Source organism: Rhodococcus sp. IEGM 1351 (assembly GCF_030056875.1).
GTDB lineage: Bacteria > Actinomycetota > Actinomycetes > Mycobacteriales > Mycobacteriaceae > Rhodococcus_F > Rhodococcus_F opacus.
Window position 1 is genome coordinate 302124 of record NZ_JASHKU010000004.1, and the last position, 24284, is coordinate 326407.

Consider the following 24284-nt stretch of genomic DNA (forward strand, 5'->3'; position numbering starts at 1 on the left):
GTCAGTTGCGAATCATCGCCAACGCCGTACGCAGTCCGCGCCGCTTCCCGGTCGCAGGGTCGACGCCGAACACTTCCTTCATCCCGCCCCGGATGCGGAAGCGGAGTTCCGAGGCCGTCTCCGGTGCGTCGTCCGCGGACGCCGACAGGAAGCGGTTGGGCAGGGCGAGCTTGAAGATGGTGCGGAGGGTGAGTCCGTACTGGTGGGGCAGCGAACCCGTCGTATAGGGGAGGTCGTACTTGTCGCACAGTTCCCGCATCTTCACGCCGATCTCGGCGTAGCGGTTACTGGGCAGGTCGGGAAACGCATGGTGCTCGATCTGGTAGCAGAGGTTGCCACTCATGAACGCCAGCACCGGGCCGGCGTTGAAGTTGGCGGAGCCCAGCATCTGGCGCAGATACCACTCGGCCTTGGTTTCCTTCTCGAATTCCTCCTTGGTGAACTTCTCCGCGCCGTCCGGGAAGTGGCCGCAGAAGATGACACCGTAGGCCCACAGGTTGCGGATCACGTTGGCGGTGATGTTCGCTGTCAGCGTGCTCTTCCATGCCGGGCCGGTGAGCGCCGGGAACACCACATAGTCCTTGCCGACCTGCCGCGCGATCTTACGTCCCACCTCCTTCGCGTTGCGGAGGGTTTCGGCGCGGTCGTAGTCGCCGCGCCGGATGCTTTCCACGTCGAGGTGGTGCAGCGCGACACCCCACTCGAACAGCAACGCCAGCAGCACGTTGTAGAACGGCTGCGCCAGGTACACCGGCGACCACTTCTGGTCGCGGGTCATGCGCAGGATCCCGTAACCGACGTCGCTGTCGAGACCGACGATGTTGGTGAACTTGTGATGGACGTAGTTGTGCGAGTGCTTCCACCCCGACGACGGGCACGTGTTGTCCCACTCCCAGTTCGACGAGTGGATCTCGGGATCGTTCATCCAATCCCATTGGCCGTGAATGACATTGTGGCCGAGTTCCATGTTCTCGATGATCTTCGCCGCACCCATCAAGGCGGTACCCAGGATCCACGCCGGTCTCTTCCGGCTGCCGAACAGGACGACCCTGCCCGCGATCGCCAGCGACCGCTGCAGTTTGATCGTCCGGTCGATGTACCGCGCGTCGCGGGCGCCGCGGGACTCCTCGATGTCTGCCCGGATCGCATCGAGTTCCGCGCCCAGCGCCTCCACATCCGCATCGGTGAGGTGGCTGTACTCCTTGATATCGGTGATGGCCATCTGGTCTCGATACCCGGTTCACCCGATTCTCAATCTGCGAATCCGCCCAACCGTTGCACAACCGTGTTGTGGTCACACGTCCGTGTGACGGCGTCCGCTATTCTCTCCACGGTCGCCGAGCGTGTCGGTGACCCGGATCCGGGGGTGGATCTCGATGCGGCTATCAGGGGGAGATGTAGATGTCAGAGGGCGATATGACGTGGCCGGAAAGTGTCATTGCGTCGCTGGACGGGACCGGTGCGACGCAGCCTCCGAGGGCCGCCGTCCCCGGGCTGGCGCCGGTGCTCGGTGGACCGGACGTCGCGGTCGTCAAGGTCGACCCCGACATGCTGCGTGCGATGTCCACCGCGCTCGGCGTCATCGCGCGTGAGGTCGAGGCGTTGGGTGGCCGGCGTAGCTTCGAGCACGCGGTGCGGGCCGTCGAGGGGTCCGACACCGCGGCGGCGTGCCAGGAAGCCGGCGACATCCTCGCGTCCGCGCTGGGAGTCGCGGCCGGTCGCATCGACGAGATGGCGTTCATCGCGGGTGACGGGGCCGAGAACTACGAGGTCACCGACACGTCGTTCGCGTCGCAGCTGTCGGCGATGGGGGAGCTGTGATTCCGCGCAGGTCGCAACTGCATGTGTGGAACCCGCGAGACCTGACACTGGCGGGCGAGGAGATCGGACGGACCGCCGAGGACACACGGGGCCGGGCGGACGACGTCCAGCGTGCTGTCGCAGATCTGGGCCGACACGACGACTGGCGCGGTCCGGCGCAGGCGGCCGCCGAGCAGAGGGCGAACAGTGAGCGCACGGAAATCCGCCGGCTCGCAGACGATCTGGAGGATCTGTCGAACGCGCTCGTCGGTGGGGCCGATCGCCTCGGCCATGCGCGGGACTACGTCGCCACCGTGATCGACAAGGCGGCAACCGACGGATTCACCGTCTCCGACGACTGGCAGATCGTCAGCCAGCCGACGACGATGAGCGAGGCCGAGGCCGCCGAGCATGCCGAGCTGATGGAGTACTGGCGCAGCCAACTCGGTGGAGCACTGACGGAACTCGACAATGCCGATCGGGACATGGCGACGGCGATCCGGGACGCGCTGCGCGCCGTGGCGGCGAGTGCCCCGGCGACCACGGGTCTGTCGGGGCACGAGGGCACCGCGCTGGGCGAGCAGGTGGTGCGAGGCGGTTCCGACATTCCGCAGGACGTCCGTGACCGTGTCGCCCGGGAGATCGCGGCGGCGGGACTTACTCCCGCACAAGTGCAGACGCTGGCCGACGGCGGCAAGGTCACCGATCTTCCACAGGGAACGATCGACTTCCTGCAGCAGTTCTATACCGCGGCCGGCAAGGACGGCTTCCTCGCCCTGTCCGAGCAGTACAGCGAGAACGGACGCACCGAGGCCGCGAGCGCGCTGTCCAACGGCCTCGCTGTGGTGTCGAACTACAACGTCGGCAGTGCCAGCGGCGACGTCGGCGGTCAGAGCCACATTCCGGAAAGCCTTCGAGGACTGTTCGAGGGACCGGTGACGTCGACCGGCAACCTGACGAAGGGCGCGCACGACGCACCGCAACCGTCGGTGGTCGTCAACAACGGCGACGACCTGGCACGATTCACCAAAGCCTTCGGTCTGGCGGACCCGGCCGTGCAGCAGGGCAGTGAGCTGAGCGAGAGCCTCCTCTCCCGTGCCGGGGAGATCGCCTCGGCCACCAACGACAAGAGCCTCCTGATCGGGGACTCCTTCGACCACAACGCTCTGGGCCGCGACAGCGTCGACACCCTCCTGCAGGACATGGTCGGCGTCGGTGGCCGCGACCATGCCGCCGTCCACAACATCCTGTCCGGCGACGGCATGCCGGCCGGCTACAACCGCGACGACGTCATCATGCCCCTGCTCCAACGCGATTGGGCCGACGGCGGCGAACAGAACGTCGCCGCGATGTTCGACTGGATCGCCGACGACGCCCGGCCCGCCGATCCGTCCGATCCCGGCGAAATATTCCGGTCCACACAAGCCGGCGAATCGGCATTCGGGCTCGCACAAATCCTCGCTGCGAAAGACGCCGAGCTACTCGACATCCCAGGGACGAAGGGGCAGGCAATCGGTGAGGTGAACCCCGACATCACGCAGGCGTTGGGCACAACGCTCGCCCCGTACATCGGCAATATGGTCGGGGTGCCCGGCGACCTCGCCGGCACCTCGGGTTTCACCAGCTCGACAGGCGGCGAATTCGGTCTCGAGAACGCGCCCCGCCTGTTCTCGGTGATCGACTCCAATGCCGATGCGGCGAGCTACTTCAACGCGCAGGCGTTCGGAATGTCGGCTCAGCTGGAGCAGGCGTGGGCGTTGGAAGGTCTCACTCCGCAGATGCCGCACTACGAGTACGGTTCGTGGGCGGGGAGTATCCAGGGTGTGGTCGACAAGGGGCTCGACCTCGAGTTCGCGGATCGTGTCGGCGACGAATTATCTAACAATTCAGCAGGTTTCGAGAGCAAGGGTGTCGCGTACGACACGATCAGAACTGTGGTCAGCAAGGGCGTCGAGTTCATCCCCGGCGCTGGACCGATCATCTCTAGCGGAATCGATCTCGCGGATCCGGCGTTCAAGAGCGCGGTCATGGGCGCGGTACCCGACGGCACCGTTCAGCCGAATACGCAGTTCGCGGAGGATTCCCTTCTTGCAAAGCAGTACTACCAGATTGCTCTCGGTCTTCAGGCGGCGAATGGTGGCTCGCTCGACCCATATATCGGTCTCGAGGATTTTCGAGATGGTGTGAACGGCCCCCTGCTGCCGTATGACGAGATCGTCTCTGATCGTCCCAGTTTTACAACCCCGCTGCTTTCATCGAGCTTGGCCGGATACATCACCGAAGCAGGCTTTATCGGAGTTGGTGAGTTTGTCGATGCCATGAACTCTGGTCGTGAGCAGGTGCAGAACATGGAGTTCGGGCAATGAGGGCTCTGATGTCGGCCGTCCTTGCTGCAGTTGTCGTGTCGGTAAGTGCGTGCGGCACCGATGAAGCGAAGATGCCGATCGATACTCCGGAAAGGGCTGTCGCCGGCTATAGCGTCCCCGAGAACGTCGACTACAACGTTCGGTGGTCGACGGAACCAGGTATCGATCTGCTCAGCAGGCCGGCGGTAGCGGTCCGGGCGTACATGGAGTCGTACTACCTCGCGATTCATGGTCACGCGTTGTCGGCGGGCTATCCAGGTTTCGCTGATGCGACGTCACAGCAGCGCGACCGGGTCGACTTCGACCATTCCAACGATCCGGAACTGGAACAACTCGTCGGAACCCAGTTCGAGCATCTCCTGGCGATGACCCCGACAGAGGACGGGTGGGTCGCCACGGTCTGTTCGGGCAACTACACCGTAATGGCGGAGAAGGGCGGTCGATTCTTCAATTTGACAGGTCCGTCTCCTCAGGCGGAAACGGTAAGAATGGTGGCGGCCGAGCAAGCGCAGTCTGTCGCTTCTGAACGGATTGTTGCGGAGGGTGCAGAGCGTGCGCCATCTGCAGATGTATTCGCTGGATGGACGATCAGTGAGCATGATCCGGCTGCGCGCGATCAGAACGCATACGCGGAGTGTGACGCGCGCATGCCCGATGCGAGGGATGCGCGACCGCAGAAGGCGAACGTCCCGCACGACACCCCCTACCCGACGCTTGCTCCGTATCCGGGCTGGCCGCGTTACGACGAGAACTGACGGCCACCTCGACCGTCGGCGGGAAGGGCACTGTCACCGCCGCCGTCGTCCGGTCATATCCTCGACGTCAGCCTCCGTGTTCGGTGGAGGCGTGGGCGAATGATCGGACGGTTGGTAGTGGACAGCAAATGTGACGTCGTGTATGCGGACGACCTCCGGGTGGGCGAGAAGTTCGAGCTGGGCTCGTACACGGTGACGGAGGAGGAACTGGTCGAGTTCGCGGGGCAGTGGGATCCGCAGTCCTTCCACATCGACCGCGAGTCTGCAGATGGCGGCTATTTCGGTGGGCTCATCGCGAGTGGTGTGCACACGATCGCGGTGTGCCAGCGACTGTCCGCGACTACTGTTTATGCAGGCTGGAGCGTTATTGCGGGGGTGCGGATGCGCGACGTCAACTTTCTCCGGCCGGTGAAGCCGGGTGATGTGCTCACCGGAAAGCTGGTCGTGGAGGATGTGGTGCCCGACGATCGCGGACGGGCCTTGGTGACCGTCGCGGCGGAGATTCTCAACGGGTCGGGCAAGCAGGTCTTGACCTCGGTGACCGAGATGTACATGCGCTGCCGACCGGAAACCGACTGATCGCCGAATTTTCTGGACGAAACACTCTCTTCGAGGATTGTTTTTCGCGTTTCTGGGTACCGCCCCGAAAGGCCAGGTAACCAACGGAAGGCAGTCATGAGAATGGGCAGGAGAGTGGCCGCGGTGGCGGTATTCGCGGCTTCGATCGGATTGGGAGCATCCGGTGTCGCCTGGGGCGGCAGTCTCGACTCGGCCGTGCCGGTGCGCCGGCCGGATGTCATTCAGCCGATGCCACCCGGATTCCCGCAGAACGGTCCGATCGGATGCGACGACTGGGCGGAACCCTACGAGAACAACGTGCCGCAGTGGGGCACCGATCCGTACAACCAGTTCGACAACTGGTGCGACGGCCCCGAGGACGGCCTTTCCGCGCAGCAGCCGCCGGTCAATGACGAGCAGGGCAGGATCGTCAATCCCTGATTCGACGGTGAGTGTTCGCACGAGGCATGTGGCCGTCGTGTAGCCCGGTCGTGAACTGAAACCGACCGTCCGTCAAATTTCATTCACGAAATTCGCTCTTCGAGGATTGTTTACGTTGTCTTTGGGTACAGCCCTTAGGCAGCGTTATTCACCTATGGGAGGCAACGATGAAGGTCGGCTCGAGATTGGCTGCGGTCGCTGTGTTCGCGGCCTCGATCGGTTTGGGAACATCCGGTGTCGCCTGGGGTGACGCGCTCGACTCGGCAGTCGTACCGGTGCGCGCACCGGACACGGTTGCACCACTGCCTCCCGGTGTTCCGCCGACCGGCCCGGTCGGTTGCGACGACTGGGCGGAACCGTACGAGAACAACGTCCCGGCGTGGGGCACAGACCCGTACAACCAGTACGACAACTGGTGCGACGGACCCGAGGACGGTCTGCCGCAACCGGCCACCTACAGCGGTGACGAGGGTGGAGGCGACTCGCCGAACGAGCCGTGAACCGACCGATCCGAATCAGCGCGCCCCGGGAGTCTCCGTTCCGGGGCGCGCTGATTCAGTTGCCGGAGGGCGGTTCGTGCAGTCCGAAGGAGGAACCCTGGTCGTCGTGGCACAGCTTGAACCGCCCGAATTTCGCCACCGAATCGGGGTCTTCGCCCAGCTCGACGGCGTCGACGGTGCCGCCCAGCGCCAGTACCTGCTCGACCGCGGCGTCGAGGTCGGGCACCCGGAAGAAGACATACGGGCCGGCGCCCTCGTCGCCGCCGTGGATCCCGCCTGGGACGTTCGGTGTGTTGATGGAGTAGCCCGACCCGCCGGGCCCGGATTCGAATTCCCAGCCGAACAACGCCGAGTAGAACTTTCGGCCCTGCTCGGTGTTGGCCACACCCAATTCGAAGAATGACAGTTCGCCCGACATGAGCACTCCTCCGTCGACAGTGTCCCCGAGACGCTACGCCGAGATGCCGTCACGCATAAGGCTCGCGCGTAGACCGACCGCGCCGCAGGAGTATTGATCGCCGCTGCTGCGGGTGGCGCCCTCGGGTTCGTATACGGCGTCACTGCACGGCCGTCGGTAACGATCCGCTGCCTGCGGCCAAAGTTACGCATGGTGCGCCTGCTGTGATAGATACTGCACCGGTGATGCTGCCCAAACGAACCTGCTTTTCCGCCATATCGATGGTGATGCTCGCTGTCGCAGGCTTGCTGGCCGCCGCCCCGGGGAGCAGCGGCGCCGCACCGCTCGCCTGGCGAACCACGATGGTGGCGTTCAGCAACGTCAGCGACCGCGACCTGGATGTATACGAGTCGGAGGACGGCACGGGGTTCCAGCCCCTCCGACTGTCTGCATATCGGCCTCCGTCAGGGGTGGTGCGTGACCCGAGCATCTTCCGGCACACGGACGGGTTCTACTACCTCACCTACACGACGATCGACGGGGCGAACATCGGCTTCGCACGCAGCAGTGACCGCATGGACTGGAAGTTCCTTGGGGCCTGGCCGGTCCCGTTCTGCTGCGCCTTCCTGCCGGGCACGGGAGACGGAACGGGCTCAGCGAGCCCGCCGGGTTCCTCGGGGTCGGCCGGGTTCAGCGACGGACCGTCGCTGTCGCCGTTCACCACCAAGGCCTGGGCACCCGAATGGTTCGTGGACGGCGACCGGGTCAACGTCATCCTGTCGATGTCGACCGGTGGTGGATTCGTGCCGTATCTGATGACGGCGCTGGAACCATCGCTCAGGTTGTGGAGCCCGCCTGTTCCGCTCGCCGGGATCGGCGCGGACCATATCGACACCACCGTGGTCAAGGTGGGATCGACCTATCATGCGTTTACCAAGAACGAGACGAAGAAGGTCGTCGAGCATGCGGTCGCGTCGTCGGTGACGGGACCCTATTCATTCGTCCCGCCTGGAAATTGGGGCTCATTGGTGGAGGGCCCAGCCCTGGTTCAGTTGCCGAGCGGCGCCTGGCGGATATATCTCGACGCCTATTCCGAAGGAAAGTATCTCTATTCCGACAGCACGGATGGGCTGCGCACCTGGTCGCCCGTGCAAGAGCTTCCAGGCCTTTCCGGGACGGTGCGCCACGTCGGCGTGATGAGAGAGCCGGCATAACGACGACTCCCGCGACGCCGCCGCCGTCGTCGATGGCGGCAACCTCGAAGCGCAACGACACCGATACCGCTGTGCGGAAGGGTTCACCGGGCGACCGGTGTTGAGCGTGAAGGCAACTCGTAGGTGAGTGGCGCAGCGTGCCGGGGTGCACATCGCCACTCGCGTGCGAAGGAGCTACCTCAGGCCGCCAGCTCGTCGGCGATCTCGATGTCGATTTCCTGTTCGGTCATTCCGCCGAAGAGATGGTTGGTGAACATGTCAGCTCAGTTCTCGTAACGTGTGGTGGATCCCGGCACGGTCGGACTTTCTTGTCCGACCTACTGGGTGTATCGCCCTCGGCGGCGCTTCCGTTTCACGACGAGCAGGTGAGGGGGCGCGCATTCGCGCGCACGTAGCGCTTAGGCTCGACTCGACCGTTCGTTCGTGTCCCGGAAACAGGAGATGAGTCGAGATGCCCGCAACCTTCGTTCTGCTGCCCGGCGCCGGCTCGGACTCGTGGTACTGGCACCGCGTCGCCCCGATCCTGGAGGGAAGCGGGCACTCGGTGATCGCCGTCGACCTTCCGTACGGCGACGACGACGCGGGCCAGTACGAGTTCGCCGACGTCGTCGTCGATGCGGTCGAGGACGTCGAGGGTTCGATCGTGCTGGTCGCGCAGTCCATGTCCGCGTTCACCGCGGCGATCGTCTGTCAGCGCGGTGAGGTCGACGTCGACCTGCTGGTTCTCCTGGCACCGATGCTGCCCGCGCCGGGGGAGGCACCCGGGCAGTGGTGGGAGACCACCGGTCAGCCGGAGGCGAAACGGGCGTTCGACGTGCTGGAGGGTCGCGACCCGGATGCGCCCGACGACCTGCGGGTGCTGTTCTTCCACGACGTGCCCGACGACGTCACCGAGGAGGCGTTCAGCCAGGAGGAGCCCGTCATGTCGAACACCCCGTTCGAGACGGTGTGGCAGGCGGACGGGTGGCCGCACGTGAAGACGCGGGTCGTCGCCGGGAGGCGCGATCGGCTGTTCCCGCTCGACTTCATGCAGCGGATCGTCCGGGAGCGGCTGGGCATCGCACCGGACGTCATCGACACCGGTCATCTGGCGGCACTCGCGCGCCCCGGCGAACTTGCTGCCATGCTGGAGCGCTACGCGTCCGAACTGTAGGGCATGTACATCCGACGAGAAGGAGAGCAATCGATGGCGTTGTCGGTATCGGGCGAGTTCGAGATCGAGGCGCCCCAGGAGCAGGTGATGGCTGCGCTGGCGGACGTCGAACGCATCCCCGAGTGGTCGGTGGTGCACAAGAAGGTGGTCGTCGAGTCCCGATTCGACGACGGACGCCCCCGCACCGTGCGGATGACGCTCGCCGTCCTCGGGGTCGCGGACACGCAGCTGGCCGAGCACAAGTGGCTCGGGGACGAGCAGATGTCGTGGACGCTCCTCGAGAGCGAGAAGCAGAAGTGCCAGGAGGGGGAGTATCGGCTGACCCCCACCCCGCGCGGGACGTCGGTTCACCTCACGATGTCGGTGGAGCCGAAGGTGTGGGTGCCGAAGTCCGTGCTGCGTCAGGGGCAGAAGCAGGCCGTGCGTTTGATCCGCAAGGGATTCACCAAGTTCGTTCTCGAGAACTATGTCTGAGTCGGGGTCCGCGCGTGCTGCGCGGACACCCGCCAGACGCTCTACCCGAACAACGTCGCGAAGGCCTCATTGATCCCGTTTCGATCGAACGATGTCGGATCGAGTTGCTGATCGGGGCGCAGACCCAGCCAGTCCCGAATTTCCGAGTGTTCCTGGTGATGCGGGTCAGCGCTGGCTTCGATCATGTTCGCCCAACCCCACGGGCCGCCGGAATCTTCGTACGGCGCCATATTGCGCCCGTCGAGGCATAGCGCTACAGGGGATTCGGGAGCGGGGTTGTCGACCGATTCGACGACGATGTGATGGATCCAGTCGTCACCGAAATCGTACAGGTAGGTGAGACGGTCGCCGACCGAGCTGAGCAGCGAACCGACGGGGACCTCTTCCTCCGCGACGGCGGGGCCTACGAGGTCGCGGTGCGCGAAGTCTTCATTCGGAATGAATACCCTACCGCCTGAGTACGCGGGCCCGGCAGAGAACTCGTGTAGATGGCAGTCTTCCCAGCCGAACGCGGACTGGATGATGTCGTGGAGAGCGGAAAGCGGTAGTGAGGCGTCGAGTCGAACGCGGCGCCAGACGGGAATGTGGTTGCCTTCCAATGAAATCCGCAATGTAACGTGCGAATCCACCATGTCGGACAGTGCGTACTCGGTCTCTGCGCCAGCGAGTTGGACGGCACGAAGAACGGCAGGCTGCAGCGCGGCCGGAACCCGGTATGCGTCATCCTTGGTCAGCCACTTCTGTTCCACCAACCTGTCCAGTCGGTCATAGACGAAGGCATCCAGGAGCGATTGCTCGTCGCCGGATGGCGCGTCTTCCGAGTCGGCGACAGGCGGCTCCGATGTCATCCCCGCCAAGATCACCTGCGTCACGACCACATCGGTCAATTGCGTGAGGTCGAGTGGGTGACGTTGCGTCGATACGAGTTGGCTGCGGACGAATTCGGTGACAGCTGCACGAATCAACGGCAGCGCCCGGGTCGTCCGGTCGGCGATCAGCTCCGCGTTCGGTCCGCGGACCGCGCGTGTGGAGTTGACGGTGATGAGGCCGATCTCTTCCGCAGTTTCCCAGTAGGTCAGCATCTCGGGCACGTCGCGCATCGAGCGGATTCGGCGCGCACGCGGAAACCCCTCCGAGTCGAGGTCGAGATCGACACCCAACGCGTCAGCGAGACCGGGGATAGAGGCGGGTTTGGGCACCTTGGTCGAGGTGACGGCCGCACCCTTCCCGACCCAGTCCACGAGTGCGACGAGGGAGGCGATCAGCGGAAGGGAGGTGAGTGCGCGTAGTTCGTCCTTCTCGTCCACGGCGGGTAGTGCGATGTCTTCGGGAAGGACGACGGGTGGTTGCGGCTCGACGAAATGGATGAGGTCCTCGATGCAATGTATGAGGTTCTCTTCGGTGCCGGTCCACAGCCGATTTTCGTCGAGAAAGTTGAGGAACGTCAGTGCCGAGGCGACAATCGTCAATGCGATGTCATCCATGTCCTCGGAATTATCTGCGGTTAGTTCGTCAGCGGCATCGAGGAGGGTATGCGCGTCCGCGGGGAGCCAGCCGGTGGCACGGAAACCGGGGTGGGCGTGCGCGAGGTTCGTGAGTGTCGACTCCAAGAGGTGTGCGAAGAGTTCCGCGTCCTCGGTCAGATCGCCCCTGCGCAGCCACTGAACGAAGCTGTCGATAAGCGCTGGGTCGACGGCGGAAGCGGGAAACAGCGGTGCGACTGTTGAGCGGTTCCTTCGTTGGCGTGCCTGCTGTTTTGCCGCACGCTTCTGGCCCGGATTTCTACTCCGCTTCGATCCCATGGCGAGATGATAACGCGACCGAGAACAGGTGCCTGGGCGCCGCCGGATCGGAGTTGATCGGACAGCGGGGCGGCTCATGTGCAGGGGCATTAGGCTGACCTGCGGCAGAAACTGTGAGCGAGGGGACAGATGACGGTCGAGCAGAGCAGCCCCACCACACTTCGGCGACTGTCGGCGCGGTTGGCCCTGATCCGCGACGACACCGACGACGACAAGCTGTCGGCCGGTTTCCTCCTCGTCGCCACGATCCTGGCGTTGGTGTGGGCCAACATCGGTGATTCGTACGAGTCGTTCTGGCACACCCCGGTGACCATCCAGATCAGCGACTACGGCATCAGCCTCGACCTGAAGCACTGGGTCAACGACGGGTTGATGACGCTGTTCTTCTTCGTCGTGGGGCTCGAGGTGAAACGTGAGCTGACGATGGGCGAACTCACCGATCGCGCCCGTGCCGCCGTCCCACTTCTCGCCGCGATCGCGGGTCTGGCGCTGCCCGCCGTCCTGTTCCTGATCCTCAACCCCAGCGGCGCCGAGGCCAGCGCGTGGGGCGTCGTCGTCTCGACCGACACGGCGTTCGTGCTGGGCGCACTGGCACTCGTCGGACCCCGATGCCCCGCCCGGTTGCGCGTGTTCCTCCTGACCCTGGCCGTCGCCGACGACATCGGTGCCCTGGCCATCATCGCCTTCTTCTACACCGACAACCTCCGGCTCGGGCCGCTGCTCCTCGGGTGCGTCGGACTGCTGCTGATCATCCAGTTGCGCAAGCTCGAGGTGTGGCGTGGTGTCGCCTACTTCATCGTCGCGGCGGGCACGTGGGTCGCGTTCTACGAGTCCGGCGTCCACCCCACCCTCGTCGGTGTGCTGATCGCGCTGATCCTGCCCGTGTATCCGCCGCGGCGCAGCGAGGTGGAGCGGGCGGGTGAACTCACGCGCGCGTTCCGGCAGTCACCCAACTCCGACTACGCCCGCGCCGCCCAGCTCGGTGTGCTGCGCGCGGTGTCCGTCAACGAGCGGTTGCTGCGCTTCTACCAGCCCTACACGGCGTTCCTCGTCGTCCCGATCTTCGCGCTCGCCAATGCCGGTGTGGTCATCACCGGGCAGACCCTCGCGGACGCGGCCCGGTCTCCGCTGGCGTGGGGCATCGTGCTCGGCCTGGTGGTCGGCAAGCTCGTCGGCATCACCGCGGCCACGGCCCTGTTCTCGAAGCTGCGGCCCGGTAGCCTGCCGCGCGGGCTGACGCTGTCCCAGATCGCCGGTGGCAGCGCGCTGGCCGGCATCGGCTTCACGATCTCGCTGTTCATCGTCGACCTGGCCATCGACTCACCCGAGCTCGCCAACGACGCTCGGGTGGGTGTCCTGACGGCGGCGGTCATCGCCACCGTCCTCGGTTGGGCACTGTTCCGGCTGTCGGACTGGGTGCACCCGCCGACGGAGGCCGTCGGGCGCACCCTGCTCCGGCCCGTCGACACCGGCCGCGATCATCTGCGCGGGCCGGTGGATGCGCCGCTCACCCTCGTCGAGTACGGCGACTTCGAGTGCCCGTTCTGCAGCAAGGCCACCGGCAGCATCCGGGACGTGCGGGCGCATTTCGGGGACGAGCTCCGCTACGTCTTCCGGCATCTCCCCCTCGACGCCGTGCATCCGCACGCGCGTTTCGCCGCCCAGGCGAGCGAAGCGGCGGCCGCGCAGGGACGGTTCTGGGAGATGCACGACCACCTGTTCGCCAACAGCGACGCCCTCGCCGAGGACGAGATCTTCGGTTACGCCGCCGAGCTGGGGCTCGACATGGACCGGTTCGAGGAAGACATCCGCAGGGGCACCTACGTTCACCGCATCGACGACGACGAACTCGACGCCGAGTCGAGCGATTTCCGGGGGACCCCCACGTTCTACCTCGGTGCAACGGGCACCGACCTCGCCCGGCACAGCGGCCCCTACGACGCCGCCACCCTCATCCGGCAGCTCGAAGAGGCGCGCGCTGCCGACGGCGCACCCTGATCAGCCGCGCGAATCCTTCACAGCCTGGATCGCGGCCGGCGTGACCGGGTCGACGTCGTCGGCGAAGTCGTCGTGCTTCTTCAGGTAGCCGGCGACGAACGGGCAGATCGGCACGATCCGTTTGCCGTCCCCGACGGTCTCGGTGAGTGCGCTGCGGATCAGGGTGCTGGCGAGGCCGCGCCCCGCGAACTGCTCGCCGATCTCGGTGTGGAAGAAGATCCGTTGATTCGCGTCGTCGAGGTACTCGGTGAACCCGGCCAGTTCACCATCGACGCGGACCTCGAATCGGTGTAGTTCGGGGGCGTTCCGGACGTCGGGTGCGGGGCCGTCTTGCGTGTCGTCTGTCATGAACCCACTATGCCGCCCGGCGGGGTTCCGGCTGCGCGGCGGGTGTTCCCGAACGCCGCGGAGGTGGATGATCGTAGGAGCTCAGCGATCCGAGAGGGGACGCGACCGCCATGACCGATTACGGCAGGGCCGTGCAGTTCGGGGCGTTCGTGACCCCGTCGGTGGAGTTGCTGGCCAACACGTTCGAACTCGCCGCCCTCGCCGACGAGACCGGACTCGACCTGATCGGCGTGCAAGATCACCCGTACCAGGCGAAATTCCTCGACTGCTGGTCGCTGATGGGCACGCTGCTGGCCCGGACCGAGCGGGTGCGCGTGTTCCCCGACGTCGCCTGCCTGCCGCTTCGCCCGCCGGCGACGATGGCGAAGGCCGCGGCCAGCCTCGACGTGATGTCGGGAGGCCGATTCGAACTGGCGTTGGGTGCGGGCGCGTTCTGGGAGGCGATCGGGGCGATGGGCGGTGACGTGCGCACGCCCGGTCAGGCCGCGACGGCGTTGGAGGAGGCGGTCGAGGTGATCCGCCTGATGTGGTCCGGTGAGCGTGCCGTGTATTCCGAGGGTGAGCACTATCGCCTCGCGGGCGTGCATCCCGGACCGGTCCCGGCGCACCGGATCGGGATCTGGCTGGGCGTCGGCGGCCCCCGGCTGCTGCGGGCGCTGGGACGCTCGGCGGACGGGTGGGTCCCGTCGAGTTCGTACTTTCCGCCCGAGGTCCTGCCCGGCATGCACGCGCGGATCGACGCGGGCGCGGCGGATGCGGGCCGGGATCCGAGCTCGATCGTCCGCGCCTACAACGTGTTCGGCGGGGTGAGCGACACACCGTCGGACACGTTGTTCCACGGAACCGCCGAGCAGTGGGTGAGCCAACTGACGGAACTCGCGGTGGACGCGGGCATGGACACGTTCGTCTTCGGCACCGATGGCGACGATCTCGCCCAGGTCCGCACGTTCGCGACCGACGTCGCGCCCGCCGTTCGGGCCGCCGTGGATGAGCGCCGTGGAACGGGTGCCCGCGCTTGACCCGACCGCGACTCGCTCAGTTGCCGTCCTTCTCCTTGTCCTTGTCCTTGGGCTTGTTGTTCCCGTTGCCGTTGTTGCCGTTGTTGTTTCCCAGTCCGGTCTTCGGTGCCGGGGCGCCGGTCGGTGGGGGAGGCGCAACCGGGTTGACCTCGACCGCACTGCTCGGGACGGAGACGGGCGCCGGAGCGGGGACGACCGCGGTGGTGCTCGGCCCGGGACCGACCGTGCCGTCCCGATTCTGAGACGCGATGGCCAGCGCCGCCACGACCACGGCCACCAGCACCGCGGCGATCGCGGCGACGATCAGGCCGGTCCGCCGTGGTCGCCGTGGCTCGGGCGGCAGCTGAGGGACGGAGGTGGTGGGTGTGAATGCTCTCGTCGGCGGCGGATGCGGGCCGGACGCTCCGAGGACGGCATTCCGCATGGCTTGGGCGTCGGCGTACCGCTGCTGAGGGTCGCGGGCCATCGCCCGCTCGATCGTGTCGGCGAGGTTCGGATCGGCGTCCGGACGGGCTTCGCGCAGCGGTCGGGTCGCGCCGTCGATGATCGCCCGGGCGAGGGACAAGATGTTGTCGCCGGCGAACGGCCGGTGCCCGGCGACGGCTTCGTAGCCGACGACGCCGACGGCATAGAGGTCGTCGGAGGTCGTGGCGGGTGTGCCCATGATGCGGTCCGGGCTGAGGTAGGCCACGGTGCCCAGCACCTGTCCCGTCGCGGTGTGGTCGGACGCGGCGCTCTTCGCGATGCCGAAGTCGGCGACCTTCACCGTGCCCGCGGCGGTGAACAGCACGTTTCCCGGTTTGATGTCGCGGTGCAGGATTCCCGCTCCGTGGGCGGCGCCGAGGGCGGCGAGCACGTCGGCGAGGATCGACCGCACCCGCGCGTCCGGGACGGGACCGGCGGCGATCTCGTCGGCGAGGGTCCGCCCGGGCAGGCGCTCCATCACGATGTACGCCATTCCGGCGTCCTCGCCGCAGTCGTGCACCGCGACGACGTTGGGGTGATTCAAGGTGGCGGCGAGCCGGGCCTCGGCCTCGAACCGCCGACGCGTGTCGGGGACGGAGGCGAGCTCCGGGCGCAGCACTTTGATCGCCACGGGTCGCTGCAGGCGCAGGTCCCATCCGTCGTGGACGTCGGCCATTCCGCCGCGCCCCAGCACTCCCCGCAACTCGTACCGACCTGCGAGAACTGCGGACACCGACATGTGCTCACGCTATCGTCAGCACTTGTGCCGGACACCGCTGCCTCCTGTCTAACATGACGCCATGACCGCTTCAGGTAAACGCCGACACCTGTCCGTCGTTCCTGACGTGCCGGTGATCGTCCGGCCGTCCGAGCGGCCGGGTCGCCGAGACGTGGCGAGTTTCCACCTGCGGATCGAGCTCGACGACGTGTCGCCGGCCATCTGGCGGCAGTTCGTCGTGCCCTCGAACCTGCGGCTGAACGAGCTGCATCCGATCGTGCAGACGGTCATGGGCTGGCAGGACAGCCACCTGCATTCGTGGGTCGGCGGTGAGCCGCCTGCCTCCGAGCGGTACGAGATGCGCGAGAGCATCGAAGAGGGCTTCGCCGACGAGGACGACGAGCTGTGCGAGGACGCGGTCCGGCTCGATCAGGTTCTGGCCGAACCCGGCGAGCTCCTGTCCTATCAATACGACTTCGGCGACGGCTGGGACCATACGATCGTCCTCGAACGGATCGAGGCCGACGGGCCCGCGCCGACGGTGACCTGCCTCGCCGGCGCCCGCGCCTGCCCGCCCGAGGATTGCGGCGGACCGGGGGGATACGCCGACCTGCTGACGGTCCTGGCCACCCCGTCTCACCCCGGTCATCACGACGCCGGGGCGTGGGTCGGGCCGGGCTTCGCGCCCGAATCGTTCGGCGTCGACGCCGTGAACCGTAATCTGCGGATCGAAGTCGTGATTCGTGACCACGGTCCGGTGACCGATTCCAAGTTCGCGGAACTGCTGCGCCGGATCCCCCATCAAGCTGCCCCGCACGTCTTTTCGCTGCTCGAGCACGCCCAGCTCACGACGCGGAAGGGTGACTTTCCTGCGGCCCAGGAAGCGGCGACGTTTCATCTGCGGTGGTTGCTGCAGCGCATCGGATCCGACGGCATCACGCTGACTCAGGCGGGCTACCTGCCCCCGGCCGTGGTGGCGGAGATGCGGCAGGCGTTGCCGGGCTTCGACGACTGGCCCGCCACCAGCAACCGCGAGACGGACCAACGGCCCGTCCACCTGCTCCGTGAGTACGCCAAGACACTCGGACTGGTGCGCAAGTACAAGGGAAAGCTCGTTCGAACCAATCTCGGAACGGCGATGGCGGACAACGCGACAAAGATGTGGCGTCATCTGCTCGATCGACTGCCGCTGGGCACCGAACAGATCGAGCGGGAGACCGGATACCTCGTGCTTCTCACACTCGCCGCGGGCACGTCGTCGGACGAACGCAGGGACGTGATCGCCGAGGGACTCGCCGCCCTCGGCTGGCAGACCAGCGACGGCACGATCGTCGGCAGGGAAGAAGTCTTCTGGATGGGACGTCCCACGATCTCGTTCCTCGAACTGATCGGCGCAATGGTCGAGGGCTGGGTGCAGCGCGACCAGCCCATGGACCCCGAATGGGGTCGGCTCCTCGCGCAGATGGTGCTGTCGATGTAGGTCGGCAACGTCGTGACAGCACCGGACTACGCCCGAACCTATTTGGGCGCAGTTGCTTTCGGCCCACATGGCACTCACGCGGTGGCGATGGCTCCAGGCAGTCGCCGGACGATCACGCAAACGACACTCTTCGACGCAGAACGATTTCGGGCCACATGTGTCGGAATCTTCTGCTTTGATACGTCCATGCAATAGTCGGTCGCGAGCGAGGGAGGTTGACGACGATGGTCGATTCCACCGAGGTGCCCGAGGTTTCGTGGGCGGGAATGGTCGAGTGGTTGACGGGTTCGCTGGTCGATCAACCGGTCGCGCTCATCGTCGAGATCGGCCCGAACAGCTACGTCAGTGAGGACGACGACGAAGAGGTCGTCTGCGCGCAGATTCAGGTACTGGCCGACGGTGTGTTGATGCTAAGGCGATCACGCGTCGAACTCGGGCACCTGCTGCTCGCCGACTATTCGGCCGAGCACCTGACCCTCGACAGGTGGCATTTCGACGGCCACTTCGAAGACTGTACGGACGGCTATCTCTTCAGTCGCGATGTGAACCTGATCGCGAACACCTGCGTGGCCTGGTTCCGGGACAATTGGGGCACCCGGTCCACCAGTGAACTCGGATGCTCGTATCGGTTCCCCGACGAGTTGATTCCGTCTGTCGACGCCGACGACGTGTTCTGACCTCCGCCGCCGCAGAAGTCGAGGATTCGAGGGTCGCGGTACGACGATTCCGGCACACTGGTTCCATGAGCATTCCGCCGCGTCGTCGGTGGGTGTTGCATGTCGATCTCGACCAGTTCATCGCCGCCGTCGAGGTGCTGCGGCATCCTGAACTGCGGGGACGTCCCGTCGTCGTGGGCGGTCGCGGGGATCCCACCGAGCGCGCGGTGGTGTCGACGGCGTCGTATGAGGCGCGTGAGTTCGGTGTCGGTTCCGGAATGCCGATGCGGATTGCGGCGCGGAAGATCCCTGACGCAGTGTTCCTACCTGTCGACGCCGAGGTCTACACCGAGGTGTCGGGCGTCGTGATGGACACGTTGCGAAAACTGGACGTCGTCGTCGAGGTGATGGGCTGGGACGAGGCGTTTCTGGGTGTCGAGACCGACGACCCGGAGGCCTTCGCGCGAACCGTGCACGACGCCGTCCTCGACGCGACCGGGCTGCACTGCTCAGTAGGTATCGGCGACAACAAGTTACGAGCCAAGATCGCGACCGACTTCGGCAAACCGCAGGGCATCTATCGGCTCACCGAGGAAAACTGGTTCGCCGTCATGGGGGAGCGCCCCACCGACGCGCTGTGGGGGATCGGAAAGAAGACAGCGAAGAAGCTTACCGCGCTGGGCATCAGCACCGTGCAGGAACTCGCCGACGCCTCGGATCAGGAATTGGCCGCGACCCTCGGTCCGAACATGGGACCGTGGTACGCCAGGATCGGTCGCGGCATCGACCTCTCCCCGGTCTCGGCGGAACCCTGGGTGGCCCGGTCGCACAGCCGGGAGACGACCTTCCAGCAGAACCTCGCCGGCCGGGAGGCCGTCACCGAGGAGATCCGTCGTCTCGCCGCCCGGGTCCGGGAGGACATCCTCGCGGAGAACCGCCGGGCGGTGCGAGTGGCGTTGAAGGTGCGCTACGCCCCGTTCGATACCCACACGACGAGCAAGCCGCTGCCGGAGCCGACATTCGACCCGGACGTGATCGCCGATGCGGCAACAGCATTGGTCGACAGGCTCGACCACGAGCGGGAAGTGCGACTCCTCGGTGTGCGGCTGGAAATGACCCCGCCGACGTGAGTGGCAAGGCGTGCTCGGGCACGCTTTGCCACTCACGTGGGGTCACCAGTCGGAACTCAGAATCCCGCCCTGCTGATTCCAGTCCTCGTCGGCCGGTTCATCTGGGTTCGCCCCCTGCGCCACTGCGTCGTCGCGAGCGCCCATGGAGCCGGCGAGAGAGTCCATCCGCTCGCGAGTTTCTGCGGCAAGTCGCTCGCGCTGCTCGTCAGAAAGTGATTCGAGGTCGGCCAGGGCCAATGGGATCACCCTGTCGAGAGTGGCGTTGAAGGCCTCTGATGCTACGAGGTCGCGCACGCCCAAGGCACCCGACAAGACGTCTGCAGCGAGGCGGCGAAAATCCGGATCCGGCGACTTCGCCGCGAGGACGGTCAACGACTGCTTCAGGTGAAGGGACACCCCGAGGTCGTCCCGTGCCACGTCGAATGTGCGTTCAGGCTGATCCATCACGCCCCCGGATGGTCGTAGGAAGTTTCGGGAAGGCTGGGCAGATCGATGAACTCGCTGCCGGCAAGTGATCCGGTGATACCACTCATAAGGGCCTGGACGACGGACCATGTTGTTGTCCAGTACTGGAGGACCTCACCCCACTTTTCGAGGATCATCAGAACCTGCAGCGTGGCCGCGCCCATCGCTGCGCCTGAACCGACAACGCCGACACCAGTCAGTGTCAGCGCCTCTGCGGCGGCAATCTCGATGAGGGCGATGATTGCCATGTCGGTAATGGCGGAGAGGGCATCCCCTACGGCCTTCGACAGCTCATACATGGCAAGGGAAATCTGGTCGATCTGTTCTGCAATGGAACGAAGCGGTGACGCCTGGCTACCGACCGCGTCACCAAACTTCTGAAAGTAGCCGCGCGCGTTGTCGGCCGCGATGCCTCTCCACGGCTCGACGCCACGAAGACTCTCGTGGATTGCTGCGGAGAAGTGGTCGTTGTAGTCGGCCAGATTCTGGACGCTGTTCCCTGCGCGCTTCACGCCATCCCAGTCGCCCGAGAGCTGTTCCGCCGCCCAGTCCCACGGATTGGACTTGATCACTGAGGTGCAGAACTGCTGGATGTAGAACGAGGGACTCAGGAACGACAGCCCAACGGCGTTCTCGAGCATGTCGGGAACAGGGTCGGACCCATCGGGTTCGGTCAGTGCATCGACTGGATTGCTGCTCATCACTTCTCCCCGACAAGAGTGCGATCGAGCTCAGCCGCGTATGCGTGATCGGTCGTCCTGTACATAATCGCGGTCGACTCCAACTCCGTCGCGGAGCGATCGGAGAGGCTCCCCAGCGCCGCATAGTTCGCATCGAGTCGATCACGAACCTCTGCAATGGACTTCGTGACCTCGAAGAACGCCCGACCACTTGCTGTCGATAGACCTAACCACCTGTTGAGGTAGGTCCTGGCCGGTTCAGTCTGGGCCGACAGTTCCATCAGGTTGCGCGCAAGCCCGTCCAGAGTGGCCGGATCGACCTGCAATTCCTCTGACATGGTTCCCCCCGAACGATTCTTGGATGTGCGCCAGAATTACAACACACGATCCGTCCACGCCGGCCCGTCGGGTGAATCGGCCGACTGCGATAATCCGCGCATGAATAGTTCGGGGAGGGTTGACGTGTTGCTCGGCGTGCGGGCGGGCGAAATCGATATCGACAGCGCCGGTCCATTGACCGCGAACTGGGCAGATCACCTGCTTCAGTTGGAGCGACCCGTTCCGCATGTGTGTGCCGTACACGGTGAGCCGGAGGTAGATCGCAGGGAGACGACTCTACTGTCCGGCAAGAAGTCGAGGTCGCTAACGGGCGGGGATGTCGCCTCGGCGGGAAGATACACAGTGTCCATGGACTGGCCTGTCTGCGCGCAGTGCATCGAGCGCCAGAGGCGATGGCGCGGGGCGGCACTGGCAACCCTCGTGGGGTTTCTTGTTGCGGTCGTCGTCCTCTTCATCGCGGCCCAATCTGCCGAGAAGAACGAAGCGGTGCTGTCTCTCACCTTCTTCGCCGCCTTCGGGCTGCTGCTCGGTGCAGCCAAACTCAACCAGCGTGCGACTCTGTTCACCGGTGCCACGCTGAACGCCGACGGGACCGCGGTCGTTGTGGCACAGGCGCATCCAGAGTTCGCACGTCAGGTATAGCCAGGCTAACCCACGTGAGTGGCAAAGTGTGCTCGGGCACGCTTTGCCACTCACGTATCAGCGGCGGGCGAAGACGGCGGGTTCGCTGTCGGGGACCTGGGCGACGAGGTCGCGGGCGACGAGGTGCCGAAGGTGGGCCGCCGCCTCGGACAGGGCCATGCCCTTGCCCATGGGGGAGATGTCGGCCCACGGCTTGTACCACTTCATGCGCTCGGCGACCTGCCACACGGTGATCTGATCGTCGCCGAAAGCCTTGTACAGGTGGTCGAGTCGCTCCTCGTGGTGCTCGATCAGTTCGCCGGCGCGACCCGCGACGTCGTCGATGGGGATGCCGTGGGCGCCGAGTCCGCGGGTGATGTTCATGGTCTGGACGCGGCGCAGCGAGTCCATGAACTCTGCCAGGCCGTCGCGCTCCTCGAGCGGGTACACGAAATTGCCGACGTGCGGCGTCGTCTTCTGCAGGACGTGGTCGCCGGTGAACATCACGTCGGCGTCTTCGAGGTAGAAGCAGACGTGGCCCGGGGTGTGCCCCGGGGTGTAGACGGCGCGCAGGTTACGGCCGGCGAGGGCAATGAGTTCGTCGTCGACGAGAACACGATCGGGCGCCGACTCGGGACCCGCCGGCGGCTTCCCGCTCGATGCGTTCTCGAATGCCTCGAGATCTGCCGGGGCGGCACCGGCGCGCGTCATGTTGGCCTTCTGGAAATCCAACCACTCGGGTCCGTGACCGGTCGACATGTGCTCGAACATTTCGTGATCGGATTCGTGCATCGCGATCCACGCACCGGACGCCTCCCGGACTCGCCCACACAGACCGGTGTGGTCGGGGTGGAAGTGGGTGAGTACGACGCCTTCCACATCCTTGACCGAGTGCCCGATGGCCTCGAGTCCGGAGGTGAGGCCGTTCCAGGCGTTGTCGTCGTTCCAGCCGGCGTCGACGAGGATCAGACCGCCGGGTGATTCCATCGCGTACACCAGGGTGTGACCGAGGGGGTTGTCCGTGATCGGCACCGGAATCTGGAAGATCCCGTCACCGATGGGTGCTGCGTCGCTCATGTGCATACCTCGTTGCCTAGATGAACAAATTAGTTCTACTTACCTTCATACTGACCTTTCGGCGCGCATTGCGATACCGCGGGTCCCGATTAGCGGAACGGCATGCCCCGTGACCAGGTGCTTTGGTGTGTAAGCCGACCGCGAGACCGGAACACTCACTGGACGCCGGACGCTGTGGAATGCTCCACTCGGACCAGCTTTCACGTGCTCGCTCTGCGACAGGAGACTGCTTTGACCACGAACCTCGTTCGATCACGCCGCCGGTGGTACACGACCGGGATGTGTGGCTTTGCCGTAGTGGGTGCCTCGGGACTCCTTGCCCCCAGTGTGGCGGTTGCCGCGCCGGCGGCGTTGCCTGCCGGCTGTGTGCAGGGCGCCGGCACGCAGGTGACCTGCACGTTCACGTTTACCGGCAGTGCGCAGTCGTTCACGGTTCCCGAGGGCATCACCAGCCTGTCGGTGACGGCAACGGGCGGTCGTGGTGGAAACAGTGAAGACATCCTCGGCGGTGCCGCGGCCGTCGCGACCGGGCAGCTGACTGTCGCCGCAGGTGACGCGCTGTACATCCAGGTCGGCGGCAACGGTGGCGACGGCAACGGCCAGGCCGGATACAACGGCGGTGGGGCCGGCGGCACCGGCGCAAGTGGCGGAGGCGGTGCCGCCGACGTTCGCACCGGGACGGGTGAGCTGGCGGATCGTCAGATCGTCGCCGCGGGTGGAGGCGGCGCGGGTGACCTCTATATCGGCGGCGCGGGCAACAACCTGATGGGACCTGCCGGCGGACCCGGTGGCGGGGGTGGCGGTGGTGGTGGCGGCACGGACGTCGCTGGCGGCATCGGAGGCAACGGTGGATCGGAACCACATGGCTCGCCGGGTGAGGCCGGTGTCGGTGGTGCCGGTGCAGGAACGGGCGGCGGTGGCGGCGGAGGCTGGTTCGGCGGCGGAGGTGGCGCCGAGAACTACGGCGGTGGCGGCGGCGGTGGCGGATCGTCCTACGCGCCCGGCGGAACGTTCAGCGTCGCTGGGGCGGATGCTGTTTCGTCGGTAGTCATCACGTACGGAGCCGGTTCGGGAACAGGGTCACTCGGAAACCTCTTCGGCAGCAGCTGATCTCGACTCCCGCGCTGGAGACGTCGTCACGGGCCGCGAAGTGGCACACGAAATCGGCAGCAGCCCCGAACTTTCGTCCGGGGCTGCTGCCGATCGTGTCGTCAGACTGCGACAGCCACCGGCGCAGAGGCGGCGGCGGATTCGTAAATCGCTTCGATGCGGCGCCGAGTCTCGTCGGGGTCGGACTTCATCGCGAGGACGAGTTCAGATATGACGAGCTGCATTGCGTGCTCGAGCTGCCGCTTCTCGCCGGCCGACAGTGGCTTGACCTGCGAACGCGTCATCAGATCGCGGATGACTTCACTTACCGTGAAGATCCCGCCCACGGTCAGCTTTTCCTGGTTGGCCTTGAATCGCCGAGACCAGTTCGACGGGTCGTCGACCGTCGGACCGCGCAGGATGTCGAAGACTCGACCGACTTCGTCGTTGTTGATCGCATTCCGCACGCCGATGGATTCGGCTTTCGCTACCGGAATCTCGATGGACAGCCCGTTCTGGGCGACTTCGAACTGTACGTATTCGGTGGGCAAATCGTTGAACATCCGGGTCGTGAGCTTTGTGACAGTCACCGACCCATGGTGCGGGTACAGAAAAATATCACCGATATTGAGATTCATAGATTACCTACCCTTCCCCAACATTATGGCACACGCTGCCATATTGACAACCGGTGACCACGTGAGGACCATCGCGGGGGTGTGCTCCTACCGATAACGAA

The 24284-nt window shown here is 65.5% G+C and carries 26 protein-coding genes; 16 read left to right on the plus strand and 10 right to left on the minus strand.

All coding sequences use genetic code 11. From position 1 onward, the window contains the following. Position 1 precedes the first annotated feature (1 nt). A complete protein-coding gene (locus tag QM806_RS09360) occupies positions 2-1222 on the minus strand; it encodes a fatty acid desaturase family protein (RefSeq protein WP_005252532.1) in 1221 nt (406 codons plus the stop codon). Positions 1223-1416: 194 nt separating this feature from the next. Here QM806_RS09360 and QM806_RS09365 point away from each other — a divergent pair, with 194 nt between their 5' ends. From QM806_RS09365 to QM806_RS09390, 6 genes are all read left to right on the plus strand, one after another. Further along, on the plus strand, positions 1417-1821 hold the full coding sequence (locus QM806_RS09365) for a hypothetical protein (RefSeq protein ID WP_120660580.1): 405 nt from the start codon (positions 1417-1419) through the stop codon (positions 1819-1821). Further along, positions 1818-4166: a WXG100 family type VII secretion target gene (locus tag QM806_RS09370; protein ID WP_320443193.1), complete on the plus strand. Its 2349-nt coding sequence runs from the start codon at positions 1818-1820 to the stop codon at positions 4164-4166. Before QM806_RS09365 ends, QM806_RS09370 begins: the two co-directional genes overlap by 4 nt. An 8-nt stretch (positions 4167-4174) precedes the next feature. Then, the gene (locus QM806_RS09375; protein ID WP_349307597.1) at positions 4175-4921 is read left to right on the plus strand and encodes a hypothetical protein; all 747 of its coding nucleotides are present in this window, start codon (positions 4175-4177) and stop codon (positions 4919-4921) included. Between the two features lie 99 nt (positions 4922-5020). After that, on the plus strand, positions 5021-5500 hold the full coding sequence (locus QM806_RS09380) for a MaoC/PaaZ C-terminal domain-containing protein (RefSeq protein WP_105413528.1): 480 nt from the start codon (positions 5021-5023) through the stop codon (positions 5498-5500). 96 nt (positions 5501-5596) lie between these two features. Beyond that, positions 5597-5920, plus strand: coding sequence for a hypothetical protein (locus QM806_RS09385; RefSeq protein WP_037203105.1), 324 nt, complete (start codon positions 5597-5599; stop codon positions 5918-5920). A gap of 167 nt (positions 5921-6087) precedes the next feature. Then, positions 6088-6420 carry a hypothetical protein gene (locus tag QM806_RS09390; protein WP_169692961.1) on the plus strand — a complete coding sequence of 111 codons (333 nt, stop codon included), beginning with the start codon at positions 6088-6090 and terminating at the stop codon, positions 6418-6420. A 55-nt stretch (positions 6421-6475) separates the two neighbouring features. On the opposite strand, the gene QM806_RS09395 is transcribed toward QM806_RS09390, so the two are convergent. Continuing rightward, entirely contained in the window at positions 6476-6838 is a 363-nt protein-coding gene (locus QM806_RS09395) for a VOC family protein (RefSeq protein ID WP_054245693.1), read from the minus strand. Between the two features lie 260 nt (positions 6839-7098). Here QM806_RS09395 and QM806_RS09400 point away from each other — a divergent pair, with 260 nt between their 5' ends. The 3 genes from QM806_RS09400 (at position 7099) to QM806_RS09410 (ending at position 9658) form a co-directional block, all read left to right on the plus strand. After that, positions 7099-8031: a glycoside hydrolase family protein gene (locus QM806_RS09400; RefSeq protein ID WP_133986735.1), complete on the plus strand. Its 933-nt coding sequence runs from the start codon at positions 7099-7101 to the stop codon at positions 8029-8031. Positions 8032-8482: 451 nt separating this feature from the next. Continuing rightward, positions 8483-9184: an alpha/beta fold hydrolase gene (locus QM806_RS09405; protein ID WP_005254054.1), complete on the plus strand. Its 702-nt coding sequence runs from the start codon at positions 8483-8485 to the stop codon at positions 9182-9184. Positions 9185-9217: 33 nt separating this feature from the next. Next, the gene (locus tag QM806_RS09410) at positions 9218-9658 is read left to right on the plus strand and encodes an SRPBCC family protein (RefSeq protein WP_005252560.1); all 441 of its coding nucleotides are present in this window, start codon (positions 9218-9220) and stop codon (positions 9656-9658) included. 41 nt (positions 9659-9699) lie between these two features. On the opposite strand, the gene QM806_RS09415 is transcribed toward QM806_RS09410, so the two are convergent. Continuing rightward, positions 9700-11268, minus strand: coding sequence for a plasmid pRiA4b ORF-3 family protein (locus QM806_RS09415; protein ID WP_283291156.1), 1569 nt, complete (start codon positions 11266-11268; stop codon positions 9700-9702). A gap of 321 nt (positions 11269-11589) precedes the next feature. Between QM806_RS09415 and nhaA the strand changes: the two genes are divergently transcribed. Continuing rightward, positions 11590-13458, plus strand: a complete 1869-nt coding sequence (gene nhaA, locus QM806_RS09420) for a Na+/H+ antiporter NhaA (protein ID WP_120660585.1) — start codon at positions 11590-11592, stop codon at positions 13456-13458. Here nhaA and QM806_RS09425 read toward each other — a convergent pair whose 3' ends face one another. After that, complete coding sequence (locus QM806_RS09425; RefSeq protein ID WP_120660586.1) at positions 13459-13806, minus strand: GNAT family N-acetyltransferase; 348 nt, start codon at positions 13804-13806, stop codon at positions 13459-13461. A gap of 110 nt (positions 13807-13916) precedes the next feature. Here QM806_RS09425 and QM806_RS09430 point away from each other — a divergent pair, with 110 nt between their 5' ends. After that, positions 13917-14825, plus strand: coding sequence for an LLM class flavin-dependent oxidoreductase (locus QM806_RS09430; protein ID WP_167114042.1), 909 nt, complete (start codon positions 13917-13919; stop codon positions 14823-14825). 16 nt (positions 14826-14841) lie between these two features. Here QM806_RS09430 and QM806_RS09435 read toward each other — a convergent pair whose 3' ends face one another. Next, positions 14842-16029, minus strand: coding sequence for a serine/threonine-protein kinase (locus tag QM806_RS09435; RefSeq protein WP_167114039.1), 1188 nt, complete (start codon positions 16027-16029; stop codon positions 14842-14844). Positions 16030-16090: 61 nt separating this feature from the next. Here QM806_RS09435 and QM806_RS09440 point away from each other — a divergent pair, with 61 nt between their 5' ends. The 3 genes from QM806_RS09440 (at position 16091) to QM806_RS09450 (ending at position 19274) form a co-directional block, all read left to right on the plus strand. After that, on the plus strand, positions 16091-17488 hold the full coding sequence (locus tag QM806_RS09440; protein ID WP_167114037.1) for a plasmid pRiA4b ORF-3 family protein: 1398 nt from the start codon (positions 16091-16093) through the stop codon (positions 17486-17488). A 224-nt stretch (positions 17489-17712) separates the two neighbouring features. Then, positions 17713-18165, plus strand: coding sequence for a hypothetical protein (locus QM806_RS09445; protein WP_005564514.1), 453 nt, complete (start codon positions 17713-17715; stop codon positions 18163-18165). A 65-nt stretch (positions 18166-18230) separates the two neighbouring features. After that, entirely contained in the window at positions 18231-19274 is a 1044-nt protein-coding gene (locus QM806_RS09450; RefSeq protein ID WP_005564516.1) for a DNA polymerase IV, read from the plus strand. Positions 19275-19316: 42 nt separating this feature from the next. Here the strand turns inward: QM806_RS09450 and QM806_RS09455 are convergent, their stop codons facing one another. The 3 genes from QM806_RS09455 to QM806_RS09465 all read right to left on the minus strand — a co-directional run bounded on the left by QM806_RS09455 (position 19317) and on the right by QM806_RS09465 (position 20757). After that, complete coding sequence (locus tag QM806_RS09455; RefSeq protein WP_283291164.1) at positions 19317-19646, minus strand: hypothetical protein; 330 nt, start codon at positions 19644-19646, stop codon at positions 19317-19319. A gap of 71 nt (positions 19647-19717) precedes the next feature. Then, complete coding sequence (locus QM806_RS09460) at positions 19718-20440, minus strand: hypothetical protein (protein WP_043788679.1); 723 nt, start codon at positions 20438-20440, stop codon at positions 19718-19720. After that, positions 20440-20757, minus strand: a complete 318-nt coding sequence (locus tag QM806_RS09465; protein ID WP_005564520.1) for a type VII secretion target — start codon at positions 20755-20757, stop codon at positions 20440-20442. The genes QM806_RS09460 and QM806_RS09465 overlap by 1 nt, the downstream gene beginning before the upstream one ends. Before the next feature lie 124 nt (positions 20758-20881). Here QM806_RS09465 and QM806_RS09470 point away from each other — a divergent pair, with 124 nt between their 5' ends. Continuing rightward, a complete protein-coding gene (locus QM806_RS09470; protein ID WP_241769472.1) occupies positions 20882-21400 on the plus strand; it encodes a hypothetical protein in 519 nt (172 codons plus the stop codon). Positions 21401-21457: 57 nt separating this feature from the next. Here QM806_RS09470 and QM806_RS09475 read toward each other — a convergent pair whose 3' ends face one another. Then, positions 21458-22456: an MBL fold metallo-hydrolase gene (locus QM806_RS09475; RefSeq protein ID WP_167121179.1), complete on the minus strand. Its 999-nt coding sequence runs from the start codon at positions 22454-22456 to the stop codon at positions 21458-21460. Positions 22457-22687: 231 nt separating this feature from the next. On the opposite strand from QM806_RS09475, the gene QM806_RS09480 reads away from it, so the two are divergent. Further along, entirely contained in the window at positions 22688-23566 is an 879-nt protein-coding gene (locus QM806_RS09480) for a glycine-rich protein (protein WP_283291168.1), read from the plus strand. Between the two features lie 101 nt (positions 23567-23667). Here QM806_RS09480 and QM806_RS09485 read toward each other — a convergent pair whose 3' ends face one another. Next, complete coding sequence (locus QM806_RS09485) at positions 23668-24183, minus strand: CarD family transcriptional regulator (protein ID WP_043788687.1); 516 nt, start codon at positions 24181-24183, stop codon at positions 23668-23670. Positions 24184-24284 lie beyond the last annotated feature (101 nt).

What these genes read in the sequence shown, in the direction of transcription:
- QM806_RS09385 (WP_037203105.1), top strand. Translation starts at nt 5,597, where the DNA reads ATGAGAATGGGCAGGAGAGTGGCCGCGGTGGCGGTATTCGCGGCTTCG.
- QM806_RS09410 (WP_005252560.1), top strand. Translation starts at nt 9,218, where the DNA reads ATGGCGTTGTCGGTATCGGGCGAGTTCGAGATCGAGGCGCCCCAGGAG.
- QM806_RS09440 (WP_167114037.1), top strand. Translation starts at nt 16,091, where the DNA reads ATGACCGCTTCAGGTAAACGCCGACACCTGTCCGTCGTTCCTGACGTG.
- QM806_RS09425 (WP_120660586.1), bottom strand. Translation starts at nt 13,806, where the DNA reads ATGACAGACGACACGCAAGACGGCCCCGCACCCGACGTCCGGAACGCC.
- nhaA (WP_120660585.1), top strand. Translation starts at nt 11,590, where the DNA reads ATGACGGTCGAGCAGAGCAGCCCCACCACACTTCGGCGACTGTCGGCG.
- QM806_RS09395 (WP_054245693.1), bottom strand. Translation starts at nt 6,838, where the DNA reads ATGTCGGGCGAACTGTCATTCTTCGAATTGGGTGTGGCCAACACCGAG.
- QM806_RS09360 (WP_005252532.1), bottom strand. Translation starts at nt 1,222, where the DNA reads ATGGCCATCACCGATATCAAGGAGTACAGCCACCTCACCGATGCGGAT.
- QM806_RS09485 (WP_043788687.1), bottom strand. Translation starts at nt 24,183, where the DNA reads ATGAATCTCAATATCGGTGATATTTTTCTGTACCCGCACCATGGGTCG.
- QM806_RS09380 (WP_105413528.1), top strand. Translation starts at nt 5,021, where the DNA reads ATGATCGGACGGTTGGTAGTGGACAGCAAATGTGACGTCGTGTATGCG.
- QM806_RS09430 (WP_167114042.1), top strand. Translation starts at nt 13,917, where the DNA reads ATGACCGATTACGGCAGGGCCGTGCAGTTCGGGGCGTTCGTGACCCCG.
- QM806_RS09405 (WP_005254054.1), top strand. Translation starts at nt 8,483, where the DNA reads ATGCCCGCAACCTTCGTTCTGCTGCCCGGCGCCGGCTCGGACTCGTGG.
- QM806_RS09390 (WP_169692961.1), top strand. Translation starts at nt 6,088, where the DNA reads ATGAAGGTCGGCTCGAGATTGGCTGCGGTCGCTGTGTTCGCGGCCTCG.
- QM806_RS09445 (WP_005564514.1), top strand. Translation starts at nt 17,713, where the DNA reads ATGGTCGATTCCACCGAGGTGCCCGAGGTTTCGTGGGCGGGAATGGTC.
- QM806_RS09465 (WP_005564520.1), bottom strand. Translation starts at nt 20,757, where the DNA reads ATGTCAGAGGAATTGCAGGTCGATCCGGCCACTCTGGACGGGCTTGCG.
- QM806_RS09400 (WP_133986735.1), top strand. Translation starts at nt 7,099, where the DNA reads ATGGTGATGCTCGCTGTCGCAGGCTTGCTGGCCGCCGCCCCGGGGAGC.
- QM806_RS09460 (WP_043788679.1), bottom strand. Translation starts at nt 20,440, where the DNA reads ATGAGCAGCAATCCAGTCGATGCACTGACCGAACCCGATGGGTCCGAC.
- QM806_RS09475 (WP_167121179.1), bottom strand. Translation starts at nt 22,456, where the DNA reads ATGAGCGACGCAGCACCCATCGGTGACGGGATCTTCCAGATTCCGGTG.
- QM806_RS09375 (WP_349307597.1), top strand. Translation starts at nt 4,175, where the DNA reads ATGTCGGCCGTCCTTGCTGCAGTTGTCGTGTCGGTAAGTGCGTGCGGC.
- QM806_RS09450 (WP_005564516.1), top strand. Translation starts at nt 18,231, where the DNA reads ATGAGCATTCCGCCGCGTCGTCGGTGGGTGTTGCATGTCGATCTCGAC.
- QM806_RS09435 (WP_167114039.1), bottom strand. Translation starts at nt 16,029, where the DNA reads ATGTCGGTGTCCGCAGTTCTCGCAGGTCGGTACGAGTTGCGGGGAGTG.
- QM806_RS09365 (WP_120660580.1), top strand. Translation starts at nt 1,417, where the DNA reads ATGACGTGGCCGGAAAGTGTCATTGCGTCGCTGGACGGGACCGGTGCG.